Below are 16,529 nucleotides of genomic sequence, written 5' to 3'. Positions count from 1 at the left end.
CTGGGCGACTTCACGGCCGGATACATGGTGCCGGCCGAGGGCCACTGGGACCGTGGCGCGATGAAGCTCGTCGCCGGGGACTTCAACGGCGACGGCCGCACCGACCTCGCCATGCTCTACCGCCGCCCCGACGGTTCCATCGACTACTACACCGGCCTGGCCGACACCACCGGGCACATCGGCCAGTTCACGGCCTCCCCCAAGTCCACCCCGGCCAGCGGCAACTGGGACTGGAACGCCGTCCAGCTCTTCTCGAACAACGGCTGACGCAGCCTGCCCGCCCCGCCGGGCCCGGCGGCCGTCCACGGCTGCGCGGCCCGGCGGGGCGCCGCTCGTTTCCGAACCCGTCTCCGGAGGGGAACCTTCCCATGTCCCACCGGACTTCGTCCCGTTCGCGGCGGGCGGGCGTGCTCGTGGTGGCCGCGGCCGCCGGGGCGCTGAGCGCCTTCGCCTCCGCCCCGGCCGGGGCCGTCGTCGGCGACCCCGCCGCGGACGGTGCCTACGCCTACGCCGCGAAGCCCGCCATCGGCGACAACGTCCGCACCTGCACCGGCGCGCTGGTGGACCCGTACCTGGTCGTCACCGCCGCGAGCTGCTTCTCCGACGACCCCGCCCAGCCGCAGGCGCTGAAGGCCGGCACGCCGAAGTGGAAGACCACCGCCACCATCGCCGGCAAGCGCCGTCAACCACACCTCCTACAAGCCCGGCATGACCGGCTGGGCCCCCCTCGACACCCTGACCGGCACCACCCTGCCCACCGGCTGACCGGCTGACCGGGCACAGCAGCAGCACCCGACCCGCGTCGCGTTCGGGGCCGGGCCCGTCAGGGTGCCGGGGCGGGGGCGGCGGTGAGGAGGGCGTCGAGCAGGCCGGGGAAGCGGGTGTCGAGGTCGGTGCGGCGCAGGCTGACGAAGCGGTTGCGGCCGGCGACGCGGGTGGTGGTGACGCCCGCCTCGCGCAGGACGCGCATGTGGTGGGAGACGGTCGACTTGTGGAGGTGGTCCAGGCCCAGGCCGCGCGGGTCGCAGGAGTGCTCGGCGCCGTCGGCGTAGCTGAGGAGCAGGCGCATGCGCACGGGGTCGCCGAGGGCGGCCAGGACCGTGACGAGGTCGAGGTCGGCGGTGGCGGGCTGGGGCAGCCGCTCGTCTTCGGTCATGGCGCTCGGGTCCTCGCAGGGGTCACGGACGGCGGTGGGCGGTCGCGGGCGGTCGGGGCCGTCGGGGCACCGGGCACCGGGGCGTTGGTTTGACAATCATCCACCAATCCCTAGTGTTTGACGAGCGTCAAACTGTTGCGCGTTCGTCCAACAATCGGGGGGTTCCTTTCCATGCCCGTGCGCCTGCTCCTGCTCGCCCTCGGCACCTTCGCCGTGGGCACCGACTCGATGGTCGTGGCCGGCATCCTCGGCCCGGTCGCCGCCGACCTGGGGGTGTCCGTGCCGGCCGCCGGCCAGCTGGTCACCGTCTTCGCGCTCGGCTACGCGCTACTGGCGCCGGTACTGGCGGCGCTGACCGCCCGCTGGCCGCGCCGGCGGCTGCTGCTGGCCGCACTCGCGGTGTTCACCGCCGCCAACGCGCTCAGCGCGCTGGCGCCCACCTTCGGCGCGCTGCTGGCCACCCGGGTGCTGGCGGCGGCCGGGGCGGCGCTGTACACGCCGGCCGCCAACGCGGTGGCCACCTCGCTGGTGGCGCCCGAGCGGCGCGGGCGGGCGCTGGCCACCGTGCTGGGCGGGATGACGGTGGCCACCGCGCTCGGCGTGCCGGTGGGCACCTGGGTGGGGCGCGGCGACTGGCGGCTGACGATGTGGCTGGTCACGGCGCTGGGCCTGGCGGCGCTGGCCGGGCTGGCGCTGCTGCTGCGCACCCTGCCCGCGCCCGGCGCACCCGCGGGCCTCGCGGCGCGCCTGGCACCGCTGGGGCGCCCGCGGGTGCTGGGGGCGGCGGCCACCACGCTGGTGTTCTTCCTCGCCTTCCAGAGCGTCTACATCTACCTGGCGACCGCGCTCTCCGGGGCGACCGGGGGCGACGCGGGCCGGCTGAGCACCGTGCTGGCGGTCACCGGCGCGGCGTCGGTGGCGGGCAGCTGGCTGGGCGGGCGCCTGGTGGACCGGGTGGGGGTGCGCCGGGTGCTGCTGACCGGTTCGCTGGTGGCGGCCGGATCGTTCGCCGCGCTGCCGTGGCTGGGGCGCAGCATGGCGGGGGCGCTGGTGTACGCGGTGGTGACGCCGCTGGCGGGGTGGGCGGTGTCGGTGGCGCTGCCGCACCGGATGGCGTCGCTGGATCCGGGTGGTGCGCCGCTGCTGATCTCGCTGAACTCCAGTGCGCTGTACCTGGGGACGGCGGCGGGCGGGGTGGCGGGCAGCTGGGCGATCGGGGTGCTGGGCGGGCGGTTCTTCCCGCTGGCGGCGGCGGTGCCGGCGCTGGTGGCGGCGGGTGCGGCGGCGGCGACCACGCGGGCGGGGCACGCTGCGGTGGTCGCGGGGACGCCGGCGGGGGCGGGGGTCGGTCAGGTCCCCGCCCCGGTGCGGCGGTGAGGGGTCAGGCGCGGGCGGAGCCGAGGTCGCGGTCGGTCTCGGCGCCCTTGAGGAGCAGGGTGGTCTCCTCGATGCGGGCGAAGCGCCCGCAGGGGCCGAACTCGCCGAACACGTAGACCTCCATGCTGACCTCGCTGCCGTCGGTCTTGACGACGTGGACGGTGTGGCGGTCGGCGGTGCGGCCGTCGGCGTGGAACTCCTCGTGGACGTCGATGGAGCCGGAGGCGACGACGGCGCGCAGGTGGCCGATGTGCTCGGCGAAGCCGGCGCGGTCGGCCCAGGTGCCGTCGGTGCGCTGGCGGTAGTCGGGGGTGAAGTGCCGCTCGATGGCGTCCTCCAGGGGCAGGGAGGGGGTGAAGAGCAGGTCGTTGATGGCGGCGGTGATGGTGGTGTGGGCGGCGGCGGTCATGAGATACGGCTCCTTCGGGCATGGGGGTGGTGCGGTCCGGGACGGCCGGAAACCGTGATGCGTGCGTCGCGCACGCTTTCTGGAAGAGGACTCTACACGGAATGCGTGCGCCACGCACGCTACGATTGGGGGGTGAACCACAGCCCCGACGCCTCCCCGTCCCCCGCCCCGCCCTCCCCCGTCCCCACGGACGCCCCCCCGGCCGTCCCCTCGGACGCCCCCTCGCTCGGCGACACCGTCGCCGAGGCCCTGGCCGCCCTACTGCGCCGCCCCGCCCGCACCGCCCTCTACCGGCGCCTGACCGCGGGTCTGGGCGAGGCCGTGGACGAGGTCACCTACCCCGTCCTCAGCGGCCTGGCCCGCTTCGGGCCGCGCAGCGCCGCCGACCTGGCCGCCGAGATCGGCCTCGACCGCTCCGGCGTCTCGCGCCGCGCCACCCGCCTGGAGGACGCCGCCCTGCTGCGCCGCGAGGCCGACCCCCGCGACCAGCGCGCCACCCTGCTCGCACTCACCGCGGCCGGCGAGGAGGCGGTGGAGGTGATGCGCCGGCGCCTGGCCGGCGGCATCGAGGAGGCGCTCGCCTCCTGGCCGCCCGGCGAGGCGGAGGTCTTCGCCCGGGGCCTGGCCCGCTTCGCCGAGCAGGGGCCCTTCGACACCCTCTAGGACACGCCCCGGGAGCCCGGCACCGGCCCGGCGCGGACGGCCCGCACGGACGGCGGACGGCGGACGGCCCGGCGCGGAGGTGCGGGCATGCGCGTGCCCCGGACCGCGGCGGCGCGGTCCGGGGCACGGCGGGCGGGCGGGGCGTCAGGCGCCGAGGACCTCGCCGACCAGGGCGCGGGCCTCCTCCTGCACCCGGGCCAGGTGCTCGGGACCGTGGAAGGACTCGGCGTAGATCTTGTACACGTCCTCCGTGCCCGAGGGGCGGGCGGCGAACCAGGCGTTGTCCGTGCAGACCTTGAGGCCGCCGATGGCGGCGCCGTTGCCCGGGGCCTTGGCCAGCACCGCGGTCACCTTCTCGCCGGCCAGCTCGCCCGCGGTGACCTGCTCCGGGGCCAGGCGGGCCAGGCGGGCCTTCTGCTCGCGGTCGGCCGGGGCGTCCACGCGGGCGTAGGCGGGGGCGCCGTGGCGCGCGGTCAGCTCGCGGTAGTAGGCGCTGGGGGTGGCGCCGGTGACGGCGGTGATCTCGGAGGCCAGCAGCGCCAGCAGGATGCCGTCCTTGTCGGTGGTCCACACCCCGCCGTCGCGGCGCAGGAACGAGGCGCCGGCCGACTCCTCGCCGCCGAAGGCGATCGAGCCCTCCAGCAGGCCGTCGACGAACCACTTGAAGCCGACCGGGACCTCGACCAGCTCGCGTCCCAGGTCGGCGGCGACGCGGTCCAGCATCGAGGAGGAGACCAGCGTCTTGCCGACCGCGGCGTCCAACGGCCAGTCGCCGCGGTGGCGGTAGAGGTAGTCCACCGCCACCGCCAGGTAGTGGTTGGGGTTCATCAGGCCGCCGTCGGGGGTGACGATGCCGTGCCGGTCGGCGTCCGCGTCGTTGCCGGTGGCGATGTCGTACTCGGAACGGCGCCCGATCAGGGAGGCCATCGCCGACGGGGAGGAGCAGTCCATGCGGATCTTGCCGTCCCAGTCCAGCGTCATGAACCGCCAGGTCGGGTCGACCTCGGGGTTGACGACGGTCAGGTCCAGGCGGTGGGCCTCGGCGATGCGCCCCCAGTAGGCCACCGACGCCCCGCCCAGCGGGTCCGCGCCGATGCGCAGGCCCGCGGCGCGCACCGCGTCCAGGTCCAGCACGCGCGGCAGGTCCTCGACGTAGGCGCCCAGGTAGTCGTAACGGCCGGTCGTGGCCGCGGCCAGCGCCCGCGCGTAGGGCACCTTGCGCACCCCGCGCAGGCCCTCGCGGATCAGCTCGTTGGCGCGGTCCTGGATCCAGCCGGTCGCCTCCGAGCCGGCCGGGCCGCCGCTGGGCGGGTTGTACTTGAAGCCGCCGTCGCGCGGCGGGTTGTGCGAGGGCGTCACCACGATGCCGTCCGCCAGCGCGCGCGGGCTGCGCCGGTTGTGCGCCAGGATCGCGTGCGAGACCGCCGGCGTCGGGGTGTAGCCGTCGGCCGAGTCCAGCAGCACCTGCACGCCGTTGGCCGCCAGCACCTCCACGGCCGTCACCTTCGCCGGCTCCGACAGCGCGTGGGTGTCCGCGCCCAGGAACAGCGGCCCCGCCACCCCCTGCAGCGCCCGGTACTCGCAGATCGCCTGCGTGGTCGCCGCGATGTGGTCCTCGTTGAACGCCGCGTCCAGGGACGAGCCCCGGTGCCCCGACGTCCCGAACGCCACCCGCTGACCCGCCTCCTGCGGGTCGGGGTGCAGCGCGTAGTAGGCCGTCACCAGCCGCGCCACGTCCACCAGATCACCCGGCTCGGCCTGCCGGCCGGCCCGTGCGTGTGCCATCCGTCTCTCTCCCGCCACAGTCCTGCGCGTCCTTGCCCCGTGCGACCGATCGTAGCCAGAACGCGACGGTGCCCCGTACCGGCGACCGGGACGGGGCACACTACACGCCCCCGGGAACACCCCGGGGCCACGACGGCCGGAACCGGACGAATCCGGACGATCTTCCGCCGGGAGCGGACCCGGCGGACGGACGGCGCGGCGGACGGACGGCGCGGCAGCGCTCAGGCGGGCAACTGCTGGCGGTAGGCGTCCAGGGCGGGGGCGGTGACGGTGGCCAGGAACTCGGTGACGCGGTAGGCGCACACGCCCTCGCGCGCGAACGGGTCGGTGGCCGCCAGCGCCTCGATCGCGGCCCGGTCCTCGCCCACCGCGAGGATCACCCCGCCGTCACGCGGCACCTTGCGCCCGGAGGCCAGGAACGTGCCGTCGGCGTAGTGGCCGTTCAGCCACTCGACGTGCTGCGGCAGCAGGGCGTCGACGCGCTCCAGCGGGGCGGTGTACGAGAGCTCCAGAACGAACATGCGCCCAGGCTAGCCCCGCCCCGCCGGACAGGGCCGGCCGGGGCGGGGGCTGCGAGGTGGGCGAGGGCGGATTCGAACCGCCACAGCCGAAGCGGGGGCTTTACAGGCCCTTGGGCTCACCAGTGCCCAGCTCGCCCTCGGAGAGGAAGGAGACGGGTCCTCAACTGCCGTGCACGGCACGCGCGGAGAGCCGAGGAACCACAGAAGAGAAGCGCGGGAAGAAGCGCGGAGACAGCCGCAGAAACGGTGCGGGCCCCGGCGGGCCGGCGGCGGCTTCAGCGCGCGGCGGGACGGCTCGCGCGATAACGCGGGGAACCCGGATAGGTGCGGTGCATCGCCAAGTCCCCCTTCGTCATTCGCGGTACGCGGTTGATCGCGTCGTCGGGGATCACTTTGCCGGGTGCGCGGCGGGGCGGCAACCGGTTTTCCGCGGGGCCCGTCCCGGGTGTGTGGCGAGTCCAATCCTGCCAGGTCGGCGGGTGGTTGCGGTAGGACGCAGAGCACCCGGGTTTCGCCTTGTGCGCCCCTGGCGCCCACCCGCAGACTCGTCCGCATCCACCTCTCCGGTTCCGTGCCGGCTCCCGCCTTCGGGGGCCGGCGCGCGCCTCGTGCTGCGCGCGGGCCGGGGGCGGGGTGGGGCAGGGCGATACGAGGGGGCTCGATGGAGATGAACACGGACCGGGATCTGGTGCTCAGGGCGCGGATGCGGCTGCTGAGCCACGACGGGCGGGTGCTGCACGCGCCCGCCGGACTGGCCGTCTACCGGCTGCTGTTCGCGGTGAGCCCGCAGGTGTACGCCACGCGGCTGGCGTACGTCCTGGAGGAGTCGAGCCGCTCGGCGCAGGTCGCGCACCTGCCCGGGCGGCGGCGGGCGCTGCTCCAGGAGGCGCTGGCGGCGCTGGCCGTCGTCCCGGCGCACCACCCGCACCGGGCGAAGGTCCTGGAGCGCGTGGCGGCCGGGCTGCGCGCACTGGAGGCCGCACCGCAGGGCGCATCACAGGCCGCACCGCAGGGCGCACCGCAGACGGGGGCGGGGCGGTAGGCGCGGAGAGGGGCCGCCTGCGGTACGGCACGTGCTGTTTGACGGTCGGTCGGAGGCGGACGGGATGAGCAGCGGTTGGGCACCGCCGCGCGGGCCCGGGCCGTGGAGGGCGGCGGCCGGGGCGCGGTCCGGTCCGGCGGGGATCCCGGCGCCGGGCCGGGGCATCCGCGCCTGCTGAGCCGCCGGTGCCCGCCCCTGGGGGCCGTCCGGCGCACGGGCGGCCCCCAAAGGGGGTGGGTCAGGAGATTTCCATCTGGGCCATCATGCCCATCGCGGAGTGGTCGAGCAGGTGGCAGTGGTAGGGGTAGCGGCCGCGGTAGGTGTCGAAGACGGCCTGCAGGCGCACGCTTTCGCCGGGCAGCAGGCGCACGGTGTCCTTGAGGCCGGACTCCTCGGGGCCGGGGGGCTGCCCGTTGCGCTGAAGGACGCGGAACTGGACGAGGTGGAGGTGGAAGTTGTGGGGGACGTCCTTGTTGGCGTTGGTGACCGTCCACACTTCGCTGGTGCCGTGGGTGATGGCGGCGTCCACGCGGTCGGGGTCGTAGGTCTTGCCGTCGATCATGCCGCGGGGTTCGGTGCGTCCGTCCTCGTCGACCTGCAGGACGACGGTGCGTTCGCGGTCGGGTTCGGGCAGGGCGGGCAGGGTGCGCAGGCGGGCGGGGACCGAGCTGGGGTCGTGGGCGGCGCGGGTGACGTCGAAGCGCAGGACCTGGCCGACGTGTTCGGGCGGGCCGGGGGGCATGGCGTTGGTGAGGGTGACGCCGGTGCCCACGCGGTAGCGGGAGAAGTCGATGACGACGTCGGCGCGCTCGCCGGGTGAGAGGTCGACGGTGTCGGTGACGTGGGGGCGTTCCAGCAGGCCGCCGTCGGAGCCGATCTGGGTGATCGGGCCGCCGTCCTCCAGTTTGAGGGAGAAGAAGCGCAGGTTGGAGGAGTTGAGCAGGCGCAGGCGGTACTTGCGGGCGGCGACCTCCACGCGGGGCCAGGGGCGGCCGTTGGCGAGGATGGTGGTGCGGTTGAACGGGTCGTCCATGCGGTAGACGAGGTTGCCGTCCGCGTCGAAGCGGGCGTCGCGCAGGGCGATGGGCAGGTCGTAGCGGCCCGAGGGCAGGGGCAGGGCGGCTTCGGTGGCGTCGGTGAGCAGGTAGAAGCCGGCCAGGCCGCGGTAGACGTGTTCGGATTCGGCGTGGTGGGCGTGGTCGTGGAACCACAGGTTCGCGTGGCTCTGGTCGTTGGGGTAGGTGTAGGTGCGGGTGCGGCCGGCGGCGATGAGGGTCATGGGGTCGCCGTCGCTGTCGGCGGGCACGCTGGCGCCGTGCAGGTGGACGGAGGCCGGCTCGTCCAGGAGGTTGGTCTGGCGCACGACCACCGGGCGCCCGGAGCGGGCGCGGATGACGGGGCCGGGGAAGGCGCCGTTGTAGGCGAGGACCCGGGCGGGGCGTCCGGGCAGGATCGGGGTGTGGACCTGGAGCATGGTGACGGCGTAGGTGTCGGTGCCGCCGTCGGTGGAGACGGGGCTGAGCACCGGGGGCAGGGGCATGGCCAGGGAGAACTTCCCGGCCAGCCGGGGGCCGGCGTCGGGTCCGGGGTCCGGCTGCCCGGTGGGGGTGGCGCTCTCGTGGACGTGGCCGGGGCCGTGGCGGTCGGCCGCGTCCGGGCCCGCGGGGGTGAGGGAGGCGGCCGGGCGCAGGGTGGTGCGCATCAGCAGGACCCCTCCCCCGGTCGCCAGGGCGGCGCCGATCATCCTGCGTCTGCTCACCATCGTGGGTCCTCCGGGGCGGCGGGTCTGTGAGGCTTGTCTGGAGCTGCGGGCCGGACTCGCGGACGGGGTGCGAGGCTTCGGGTCCGGGATCTTCCGGGGGCGATTGCAGCAGCGCCCGCTCGCGCGGCGGCGGAGTCCCGCTGGGGCCGGGCGCCGTCCGTCTCGGGGCAGGTCGCAGGTGTGCGGGGGCGGGGTGCGGCGAGCTGGGCGTGTTGCGCGCCTGTTGCGCCGTGCGGGTCACCGTGGCTCGGGAAGCACTGGAGGATCCCTCGAAGCGGCTCCAGGCAGCTGGAAGCCGCGCGCCGGCGTGGACGGCTCGCGGGGATCCAGGGGGACTCGAAGGGGAGGGCGGGAGCGTGGACCTGCAGTACTGGCTGGGCAGGGCGGCCGAGGTCGTCGAGCGGTGGGGCGAGCGGTTCGGGCCCTTCGAGCCGCACCCCTCGCACCACGTGGACGACGCGGACTTCGCCGCCGCGTTCGAGCGCTTCGCCAAGCGCCTGGAGCACAACTACCCGTTCTTCCATCCCCGTTACGCCGGGCAGATGGTCAAGCCCCCGCACCCGGCGGCCGTCGTCGGCTACCTGGCGGCGATGCGCTTCAACCCCAACAACCACGCCTACGAGGGCGGCCCGGCCACCAGCGACATGGAACGCGAGTGCGTGGCGGCGCTGGCCGCCATGTTCGCGCTGCCCGCCCACGTCGGCCACCTCACCAGCAGCGGCACCATCGCCAACCTGGAGGCGCTGTACGTGGCGCGCCAGAGCCACCCCGGGCGGGCGGTGGCCTACAGCGAGCAGGCCCACTACACGCACGGCCGCATGTGCCACGTCCTGGGGGTGCGCGGGGTGGCGGTGGCCGCCGACGGCCTGGGCCGCATGGACGCGGGCGCGCTGGAGGCGCTGCTGCGCGGCGGCGACGTGGGCACGGTGGTGGTCACCGCCGGCACCACCGGGCTCGGCGCCGTCGACCCCGTCCACGAGATCCTGCCGCTGGCCCGCCGTTACGGGGCGCGGGTGCACGTGGACGCCGCCTACGGCGGGTTCTTCGCGCTGCTCGCCGCCGACCCCGCCCAGGCCGCCGCCCTGGGCCTGGACCCGCGGCCCTGGCGGGCGGTCGGCGGCTGCGACTCGGTGACCGTCGACCCCCACAAGCACGGCCTGCAGCCCTACGGCTGCGGCGCGGTGCTGTTCGCCGACCCCGCCATCGGCCGCCACTTCGCCCACGACTCGCCCTACACCTACTTCACCGACGCCGAACTGCACCTGGGCGAGATCAGCCTGGAGTGCTCACGCGCCGGCGCCTCGGCCGCCGCCCTGTGGCTGACCCTGCAGCTCCTGCCGCTGACCCCCGGCGGCTTCGGCGCCGTCCTGGCCGGCGGGCGGCGCGCCGCCCTCGCCTGGGCCGACCTCATCCGGGACAGCCCGGACCTGACGCTCTACCAGCAGCCCGACCTGGACATCGTCACCTACCTGCCCACCGGCACGGGCCCGCTGTCGCTGGCGGGCACCGACGCCGCCGGCGAACGCGTCCTGCGCGCCGGGATGAGCGCCGAGGACGACCCCGTCTACCTGAGCCTGCTGCGCGTGGACGCCGCCGACTTCACCCGCCGCCACCCCGGCGCGCTCGCGGACGCCGACGGGGCGCGGATCCTGCGCAGCGTCCTGATCAAGCCCGAGGCCGAGCACTACCTGCCGCGCCTGCACGCGCGCGTCAGCGAACTCGCCCGCGCCTGAACCGGCTTCCCCCGCGCAGCCCTTTTGTCCACCGATCCCGCCGATCGTCTACCGATCCCGCCGAGGAGAGTGTGTCCGTTGACCACCGCCACCCTGCGACCCGGCGCCGCCGCGCTCGCCCCCCTCACTCCGCCGCCCCCGCCCCCGCCCGCGGTCCGCCCCGCGCGCGACGGCGAGGAGGAACCCCTGGCCCGTACCCTGGCCGCCGCCTTCCACGACGACGCCCTGATGCGCTGGGCCTTCCCCGACGGCGCCCACCGCGCCCGCGTCCTGCCCGCCTTCTTCCGCGTCCACCTCGCCCAGTGCCTGGCCCACGACGGCGTCATGACCACCGACGCCCTGGACGGCGCGCTGCTGTTCCTGCCCCCCGGCGTGTGGGAGAACCCCACCCGGCGCGACACCGGCGCCGCCCGCGCCCTGGACCGGGCCGTCGACACCGCCGCCCACCCCGAGGCCGCCCACCGCCTGGCCGCCATCACCCGCCTCCAGCAGCGCCGCCACCCCGTCCACCGCCCCCACTACTACCTGGCGTTCATCGGCGTGCGCCCCGTCACCCGCCACACCCGCACCGCCGCCGCCCTGCTCGCGGCCGTCACCACGCGCATCGACGCCGACGGCCAGGCCGCCTACGCCGAGACCAGTTCCCCGGGCGGCGCCCACCTGTGCGCCACCCACGGCTTCACCCGCTTCGGCGAGGCCATCGCCCTGCCCGGCGGCGGCCCGCGGCTGCGCCCGATGTGGCGGGGGCCCAGGTGAGCGCCGTCCTGCGGGTCCACTCCGCCGCCGAGATCGACGCCGGCGCCGGCGCCGAGCGCCCCGAGGTCGCCCGCGTCCTGGCCTGGAGCCGCGCCTTCCTCACCGCCTCCCACCCCGACCTCGGGCGCACCGGCCCCGTCTGCCCCTACACCCAGCCCTCCCTGCGCCGCGGCCTGTTCCACATCGCCACCATCGAGGGCCAGGACGACGGCGACCTGCCCGCCCTCGTCGCCGCTCTGCGCACCTGGTACGACACCCTCCTGGACGGCCTGACCGAGGAGTCGGAGCGCGAACTGCTCACCGTCCTGCTCCTGCTGCCCCACCTGGATCCCGCCGACTCCACCGCCCTGGACGAACTCCAGCGCAAGGCCAAGGACGACTTCGTCGAACAGGGCCTGATGATCGGCCAGTTCCACCCCGTCTGCGAGGAGGGCGGCCTGTGGAACCCCGCCTTCCGCCCGCTGCGCGCCCCCGTCCCGCTGCTCGCCGTGCGCAAACTCCTCGTCTTCGACCTGCCCTTCCTCACCGGCGACGAGACCCACCTCACCCACTACCTCGCCCGCTTCGCCCCCGCCATGCCCGCCCGCATCCGCGACCAGCTCGTCACCGGCATGACCGCCCGCACCAAGTCCCCCTCCCCCGTGGCCGCCTGACCCGGGCCCCCGGAACCCCGGCCGGCGCCCGGGCGTCCCGGGGGCCCAACCCCCCGCACCTCCTTGCGCTTTGGATCGCCCGGCTCCCCACCCCGCGCGGCCTCCGAGCTGCGCCGCCCGCCCCGGGGCGCACGCGTCCGGGGCGGAGGCAGATCCCTGCCCCGTGGCCGGGACGGCCGGGGACGAAACCCGCTGGCCGGGCCGGGCGGCGGCAGGGCAGGGTGGGCGGCATGACCCGCCAGGAACTCGCCGCGCTGCTCACCGACCAGACCCCGGCCTGCGGCCCCGCCCGCCGGGCGCTGCTGTCCGGCGGCGCGTTCGATGTCGGGACCAACCTGGTCCCCGCCCGGCGGCTCGCCGGCGTCTACGGCCGGCGCGAGCGCAGGATCCTGGAACGCGGCCTCCATTCGCTCGGTCTCGCCGAGTCCCTCGTGATCCTGCGCCAGGCCGGGGACGGGGCCCTGCGCGTCGCCGTCGTCCAAACCCCGGACTGCAGCGGGCCGTTCATCGTCTTCCTCGACGCCACCGCCACCCGCGTCCTGGCCTGCCTGGACAGCCCCCGCTTCCCGCCCCGGCCCCTCGACACCCACCGACCCTCCCGAAGCGCCGGCTCGTACGGGCCCGAACACGCCACAACGGCAGCTCCGCCGCCAGGCAAACGTCAGCAGACCGCCCCGGAGGGAAACTCTTGAGGCGAAACATGATCAGGAACAACACCGGGTGAGAGACGACGAGCCGGTGACCAGGCTCTGCGGCCACTGTCCTGGCGATCTTCGACGTCAGCAGGCTCGCGGCAAGGCCACGGCCTGACACCGCAGGTCTGCAACGACAGGGAAGGAAGCAATGCGGGTCGAATACGACGCCTCGGCGAATATGGCGTACATCTACCTTCTCGACAAGATCAACCCGGGCGAAGCCGTCCAGCAGGTGGTTGCCGGCGAGGACACCACAGCGATTCTCGACTACGACTCGCAGGGACGGCTCCTCGGCATCGAACTGTTCAGCGCCAGAAGCCAGTTGCACCCAAATCTGCTGGCCATTGCGGAGAGGATCGACCGTGAACCGCGTTCACCGGCACCCTCGGCCGAGACGGCAGGCGCCTGACAGCGCGGGTTCGGGAGCCTCCACACGAAGGTCCCCGCACCGGCGCGTGCACCGAAACCAGCCCGCCCCGGCCCGGGCCGGCCGCCCGGCCCGAAGAACCAGCGGCCGCCGCCCGCTACGAGGTGGGCAAAGTCCTCGCCACCGGCGAGGCACACGCCCGGGCCGCCCACCACCGGAAGGGCACCGAACCCAGGCGCACAGCTTGACCAGCCTGAGCAAGGATGACCTGGACGGATCAGGTAGAACTGCTCGCGTCACAGCACCAGCTCCGAGAGGCGAGGTATGGATCACCGGGATGTGGATGGCGCCGTGGCCGAGATGGTGCGGGTACTCGGCCCGCACACAGCGGACAACTGGGCGGTCTCAGCGGATTCGCTTGACTGGACGTGCCGGGAGACGGCTGTCCACGTGGCGCACGACCTGCTGGCCTACGCCGGCCAGGTGGCAGCCTGCCCCGCCGATGCCTACCTGCCTTTTGATCTGACGGTCCCCCCGGACACCTCCCCCCGGGAGGTGCTCCAAGTGGTCACCGCCTGCGCGGGACTGCTCAGCAGTGCGCTGGTCACGGCTGACCCGCAGGTGCGGGCCTGGCACTGGGGCGCCTGTGACCCGGCCGGCTTCGCGTCGATGGGTGTTGCCGAGATCCTCCTTCACACCTACGACATCACCCGGGGCCTGGGCGTGCCGTGGCTGCCACCGCAACCGTTGTGCGAGGGCGTGCTCCGCCGCCTCTTTCCCGACGCCCCGCCCGGAGACCCCATCGAGGTCCTCCTCTGGTGCACTGGCCGGGGCGAGTTGGACGGTCGCCCCCGCCACACCTCATGGACGTGGCAGGCAGCGACCTCCTGACAGATCTCTGCGAAGGTTGAACGTCAAGCCGAGCGGCAACGCCCTGCGTTCCGAAGCCCGTTCGGCACGGTCCGCCGGGCGGCCGGGCCCGACCCCCGGCGCCAGCCTCGGCACGACGCCTTTCCGGTCCTGCCGCCCCCGGCTCGGGGCCCCGGCGCCCGGGCTTGCCAGGCGGCCCCACGGCCTGTCCCGGGCCGGACGGTTCGGGATCACGCAGCCCCCCCCGGGGGGGCCTCCCCTGCTTCAGGCCTTTCAGCCGGCCCCGGCCCCGGCGGGAGCCTCGGCGGGCAGGCGGGAGGTGACGAGGTCGGCGACCGCCCGGCTCATCGCCTCGCGCTCGGCCGCCGGGTCGGCGGCGGTGGCCAGGGCGACGGCCGCCTGGTGCAGCGCCCCGTACAGCAGGTGGGCCAGGGGTTCGGCCTGGTCGGGGGCGAGCATGCCGCGGCGGGCGGCGCCGTCCAGGGAGGCGCGCAGCAGCTGCCGGGCGCAGTAGGGGTCGCCGAAGCGCACCGAGCGTTCCCAGCCGAGGACGAGGGGGCCCTCGATGAGCAGGATCCGCTGCACGGGGGCTTCCAGGCAGGCCGTCAGGTAGGCGTCCATGCCCGCCAGCATCCGCCCGATCACGCCGTGGCCCGCTTCCTTGGCCTCGCCGGCGGCGTGGGCGCAGCGGTCGTGGACGTCGTGCTGGACGGCCTCGTAGGCGGCTTCGAAGAGGCGGTGCTTGTCGGGGAAGTGGTGGTAGAGCGCGCCGCGGGTGACTCCGGCGCGCTCGACGATGCGCGTGGTGGAGGTCTCGGCGTAGCCGTCCGCGGTGAACAGGGCGATCGCCGCGTCGACGAGGTGTCTGCGGGTGGCGTCGCCCTGTTCGGCCTTCTTCGTCATGGCCTCATCGTACGGAGTAGACGTTGACGTCGTGGTCGAGGCCGATGAGGGCGGGGTCCAGGCGGCCGGAGGCGGCGAGGACGAAGGCCATCGGGTCGGCGGCGGGCGCGGTGGCGGTTGCGGCGTGGGGGCGGCCGAGGCGTTGGAGTTCGGCGCGCAGCCAGGTCTCGCTGGCGGCGAGGCCGGGGCCGTCGGTGGTGCGGGGGTGGCCGAGGGCGGTGCGGATGTCGTCGGCGTGGACGAACGCGTCGTACCACAGGGTCAGGACGCCGTTGGCGACGGTGCGCCCGAAGCGGGGGTTGACGCTCTGCCAGACGCGGTCGTCGAGGCGGGCGAGGGAGGCGGTGAGGCGGGCGGCGGCCTCGCGCAGGAGGGCGGCGAGTTCGCGGGGCGGGGTGTCGCGCAGGGCGCGGGCCTGGTCGTCGGGGGTGCGGGTGCCGATGGTGCCGTCGGCGGAGTCGAGGGCGTTGGCGGTGACGTGCGCGGCGACGTCGCGCACCTGCCATCCGGCGCAGCGCGTGGCCGCGTCCAGGTCGGTGTCCTTGAGAGCGTCGAGCAGGTCGGCGAAGAGCCCGAATTCGGTGTCGAGCCCCGCCACGACCTGCGTCCTGTCCATCCCCGTCATGCCGTCAACCCCCTGGTGTGCGGCGGCCGTTGGTGGCCGTGCCGTCGCCGACGACGATACATACATGCAGCCTGTATGTATAGGGCGGGGGTGGTGTGGCGCGGGAAGTCGCCCCCGTCGACTTCCTGCTCCGGCAAGGGCCTTGAGGGCGGCGCCCGGGCCACGGCTCTACCCTCGGCCCTGCCCTGCCCAGCCGGGGGCAGCGCGGAGTGGGAAGTCGGCCCCGTGGACTTCCCACTCCCCCGGCCGGATGGCCGGGGTGCTTACTGCTTCGGTGGCGTGGGCGGGTCGTTGGGCGGCGGGTTCTGCGGGCCGGTGAGAAGGGCCTCGGGGCTGCGGGTGTCGTCGGGCGGCTCGTCCGGTAGCGGTGGCAGGGCGGGTTGTCCGGGTGCCCGGGCGGGTCCGCGGGATGCGCGGCCGCGTTGCTCGCGCCAACGGCCCTGTCTCTCCGGGTGGATCGTGCCGCTCAACTCGGCTTCCTCTCTGCTGGTCCTGCCCGTTCCGGCCATCCTGGCGCGGACGGCCGGCGCGGCGCGGAGATTCGGCCCTTGTCGGATCATGGGCCCGGGATGGCTGCGCCCGGCCGGAGGTCGACGAGGCGAGTCGGGTTCAGCAGCTCTCCTCCACGTAGAGGAGGGTCCATGCCGTCCGCGGAGGCGAATTCGTAGGGGTTGTGAACTGCTGGGGATCGAGGTCGTTTTCGTGCGCGTGGGTGTCCATGGGTTTGTTTTCGATCACGGCTTGTTGGACCGGTGAAGCGACTGTCAGTGGCGTGTGTGAGGGTGGTGGCGCTGACGGAGAGGGGGTTGGCGTGACCGGGCCGGGGAAGCCGCTGCGGCGGATAGACGCGCCGTTCGTTTCCCTTGGCCCGTCGGGTGTGACGGTCCGTGACCGCCTCAAGGGCCTCACCCCCGAGGACGAGCGAGTGCTGCGGCTGGTCGGTGAGCACCTGGGTTCGCTGGCGTCGCGTGACCTCAAGGCCCGGTGCGCCGACGGCCTGGAGCACTCCACTGCCACGTGGGCGGGGCGCAAGCGGGACCTGACGGCCAAGTCGTCGTCACGGTGGGCCGGGAGCATCACGAAGGCCACGCACGACCAGTGGGCGCTGTCGCGCCGGGGGCAGGCCGCGCACCTGGACTCCCTGGACACCGGGATCAGGGACGGGGCGGGCGCAGCGACGGGCGGGCAGGCGGGGCGGGGCGTGGGGTGTGG

General features: G+C 74.8%; 17 protein-coding genes, 1 tRNA gene and 2 pseudogenes. 12 read left to right on the top strand and 8 right to left on the bottom strand.

Annotated elements, in window-relative coordinates; all coding sequences use genetic code 11:
• Positions 1-267 (top strand): annotated as a pseudogene (locus ACFXDE_RS33345) (VCBS repeat-containing protein); the annotation flags it as partial.
• Between the two features lie 101 nt (positions 268-368).
• Positions 369-773: a trypsin-like serine protease gene (locus ACFXDE_RS33340; RefSeq protein WP_380498261.1), complete on the top strand. Its 405-nt coding sequence runs from the start codon at positions 369-371 to the stop codon at positions 771-773.
• 50 nt (positions 774-823) lie between these two features.
• Here ACFXDE_RS33340 and ACFXDE_RS33335 read toward each other — a convergent pair whose 3' ends face one another.
• Entirely contained in the window at positions 824-1,156 is a 333-nt protein-coding gene (locus ACFXDE_RS33335) for an ArsR/SmtB family transcription factor (protein ID WP_380449148.1), read from the bottom strand.
• A gap of 171 nt (positions 1,157-1,327) precedes the next feature.
• Here ACFXDE_RS33335 and ACFXDE_RS33330 point away from each other — a divergent pair, with 171 nt between their 5' ends.
• On the top strand, positions 1,328-2,533 hold the full coding sequence (locus ACFXDE_RS33330) for an MFS transporter (RefSeq protein WP_380498260.1): 1,206 nt from the start codon (positions 1,328-1,330) through the stop codon (positions 2,531-2,533).
• Between the two features lie 4 nt (positions 2,534-2,537).
• Here ACFXDE_RS33330 and ACFXDE_RS33325 read toward each other — a convergent pair whose 3' ends face one another.
• Positions 2,538-2,942 carry a nuclear transport factor 2 family protein gene (locus ACFXDE_RS33325; protein WP_380449144.1) on the bottom strand — a complete coding sequence of 135 codons (405 nt, stop codon included), beginning with the start codon at positions 2,940-2,942 and terminating at the stop codon, positions 2,538-2,540.
• Positions 2,943-3,191: 249 nt separating this feature from the next.
• Between ACFXDE_RS33325 and ACFXDE_RS33320 the strand changes: the two genes are divergently transcribed.
• Positions 3,192-3,605 (top strand): MarR family winged helix-turn-helix transcriptional regulator, encoded by a 414-nt coding sequence (locus tag ACFXDE_RS33320; protein WP_380498264.1) that lies wholly within the window; start codon positions 3,192-3,194, stop codon positions 3,603-3,605.
• 144 nt (positions 3,606-3,749) lie between these two features.
• Here the strand turns inward: ACFXDE_RS33320 and pgm are convergent, their stop codons facing one another.
• From pgm to ACFXDE_RS33305, 3 genes are all read right to left on the bottom strand, one after another.
• Positions 3,750-5,390, bottom strand: a complete 1,641-nt coding sequence (gene pgm / locus ACFXDE_RS33315; RefSeq protein ID WP_380498259.1) for a phosphoglucomutase (alpha-D-glucose-1,6-bisphosphate-dependent) — start codon at positions 5,388-5,390, stop codon at positions 3,750-3,752.
• A gap of 221 nt (positions 5,391-5,611) precedes the next feature.
• Positions 5,612-5,911, bottom strand: coding sequence for a YciI family protein (locus tag ACFXDE_RS33310; protein WP_380445164.1), 300 nt, complete (start codon positions 5,909-5,911; stop codon positions 5,612-5,614).
• A gap of 57 nt (positions 5,912-5,968) precedes the next feature.
• A tRNA-Tyr gene (locus ACFXDE_RS33305) sits at positions 5,969-6,048 on the bottom strand.
• 524 nt (positions 6,049-6,572) lie between these two features.
• Here ACFXDE_RS33305 and ACFXDE_RS33300 point away from each other — a divergent pair.
• The gene (locus ACFXDE_RS33300; protein WP_380498258.1) at positions 6,573-6,953 is read left to right on the top strand and encodes a hypothetical protein; all 381 of its coding nucleotides are present in this window, start codon (positions 6,573-6,575) and stop codon (positions 6,951-6,953) included.
• Positions 6,954-7,191: 238 nt separating this feature from the next.
• On the opposite strand, the gene ACFXDE_RS33295 is transcribed toward ACFXDE_RS33300, so the two are convergent.
• Positions 7,192-8,715 carry a multicopper oxidase family protein gene (locus tag ACFXDE_RS33295; RefSeq protein ID WP_380498257.1) on the bottom strand — a complete coding sequence of 508 codons (1,524 nt, stop codon included), beginning with the start codon at positions 8,713-8,715 and terminating at the stop codon, positions 7,192-7,194.
• Between the two features lie 356 nt (positions 8,716-9,071).
• Here ACFXDE_RS33295 and ACFXDE_RS33290 point away from each other — a divergent pair, with 356 nt between their 5' ends.
• The 6 genes from ACFXDE_RS33290 (at position 9,072) to ACFXDE_RS33265 (ending at position 13,810) form a co-directional block, all read left to right on the top strand.
• Complete coding sequence (locus tag ACFXDE_RS33290; protein ID WP_380498256.1) at positions 9,072-10,448, top strand: pyridoxal phosphate-dependent decarboxylase family protein; 1,377 nt, start codon at positions 9,072-9,074, stop codon at positions 10,446-10,448.
• Positions 10,449-10,526: 78 nt separating this feature from the next.
• Positions 10,527-11,204 carry a hypothetical protein gene (locus ACFXDE_RS33285; protein WP_380498255.1) on the top strand — a complete coding sequence of 226 codons (678 nt, stop codon included), beginning with the start codon at positions 10,527-10,529 and terminating at the stop codon, positions 11,202-11,204.
• Entirely contained in the window at positions 11,201-11,857 is a 657-nt protein-coding gene (locus tag ACFXDE_RS33280; protein WP_380498254.1) for a DUF6875 domain-containing protein, read from the top strand. Before ACFXDE_RS33285 ends, ACFXDE_RS33280 begins: the two co-directional genes overlap by 4 nt.
• Before the next feature lie 230 nt (positions 11,858-12,087).
• The gene (locus tag ACFXDE_RS33275; RefSeq protein ID WP_380498253.1) at positions 12,088-12,549 is read left to right on the top strand and encodes a hypothetical protein; all 462 of its coding nucleotides are present in this window, start codon (positions 12,088-12,090) and stop codon (positions 12,547-12,549) included.
• Positions 12,550-12,700: 151 nt separating this feature from the next.
• Positions 12,701-12,961, top strand: coding sequence for a DUF2283 domain-containing protein (locus ACFXDE_RS33270; RefSeq protein ID WP_380498252.1), 261 nt, complete (start codon positions 12,701-12,703; stop codon positions 12,959-12,961).
• Between the two features lie 318 nt (positions 12,962-13,279).
• A complete protein-coding gene (locus ACFXDE_RS33265) occupies positions 13,280-13,810 on the top strand; it encodes a hypothetical protein (protein WP_380498263.1) in 531 nt (176 codons plus the stop codon).
• Positions 13,811-14,062: 252 nt separating this feature from the next.
• Here ACFXDE_RS33265 and ACFXDE_RS33260 read toward each other — a convergent pair whose 3' ends face one another.
• Positions 14,063-14,692, bottom strand: a complete 630-nt coding sequence (locus ACFXDE_RS33260; RefSeq protein WP_380498251.1) for a TetR/AcrR family transcriptional regulator — start codon at positions 14,690-14,692, stop codon at positions 14,063-14,065.
• A gap of 4 nt (positions 14,693-14,696) precedes the next feature.
• The gene (locus ACFXDE_RS33255) at positions 14,697-15,308 is read right to left on the bottom strand and encodes a maleylpyruvate isomerase family mycothiol-dependent enzyme (protein WP_380498250.1); all 612 of its coding nucleotides are present in this window, start codon (positions 15,306-15,308) and stop codon (positions 14,697-14,699) included.
• An 820-nt stretch (positions 15,309-16,128) separates the two neighbouring features.
• Between ACFXDE_RS33255 and ACFXDE_RS33250 the strand changes: the two are divergent.
• Positions 16,129-16,473 (top strand): annotated as a pseudogene (locus tag ACFXDE_RS33250) (IS200/IS605 family accessory protein TnpB-related protein); the annotation flags it as partial.
• Positions 16,474-16,529: the final 56 nt, after the last annotated feature.

The sequence above is a fragment of the Kitasatospora sp. NPDC059408 genome, assembly GCF_042751525.1.
Classification (GTDB): domain Bacteria; phylum Actinomycetota; class Actinomycetes; order Streptomycetales; family Streptomycetaceae; genus Kitasatospora.
This window is presented reverse-complemented; position numbering and strand designations above follow the sequence as displayed.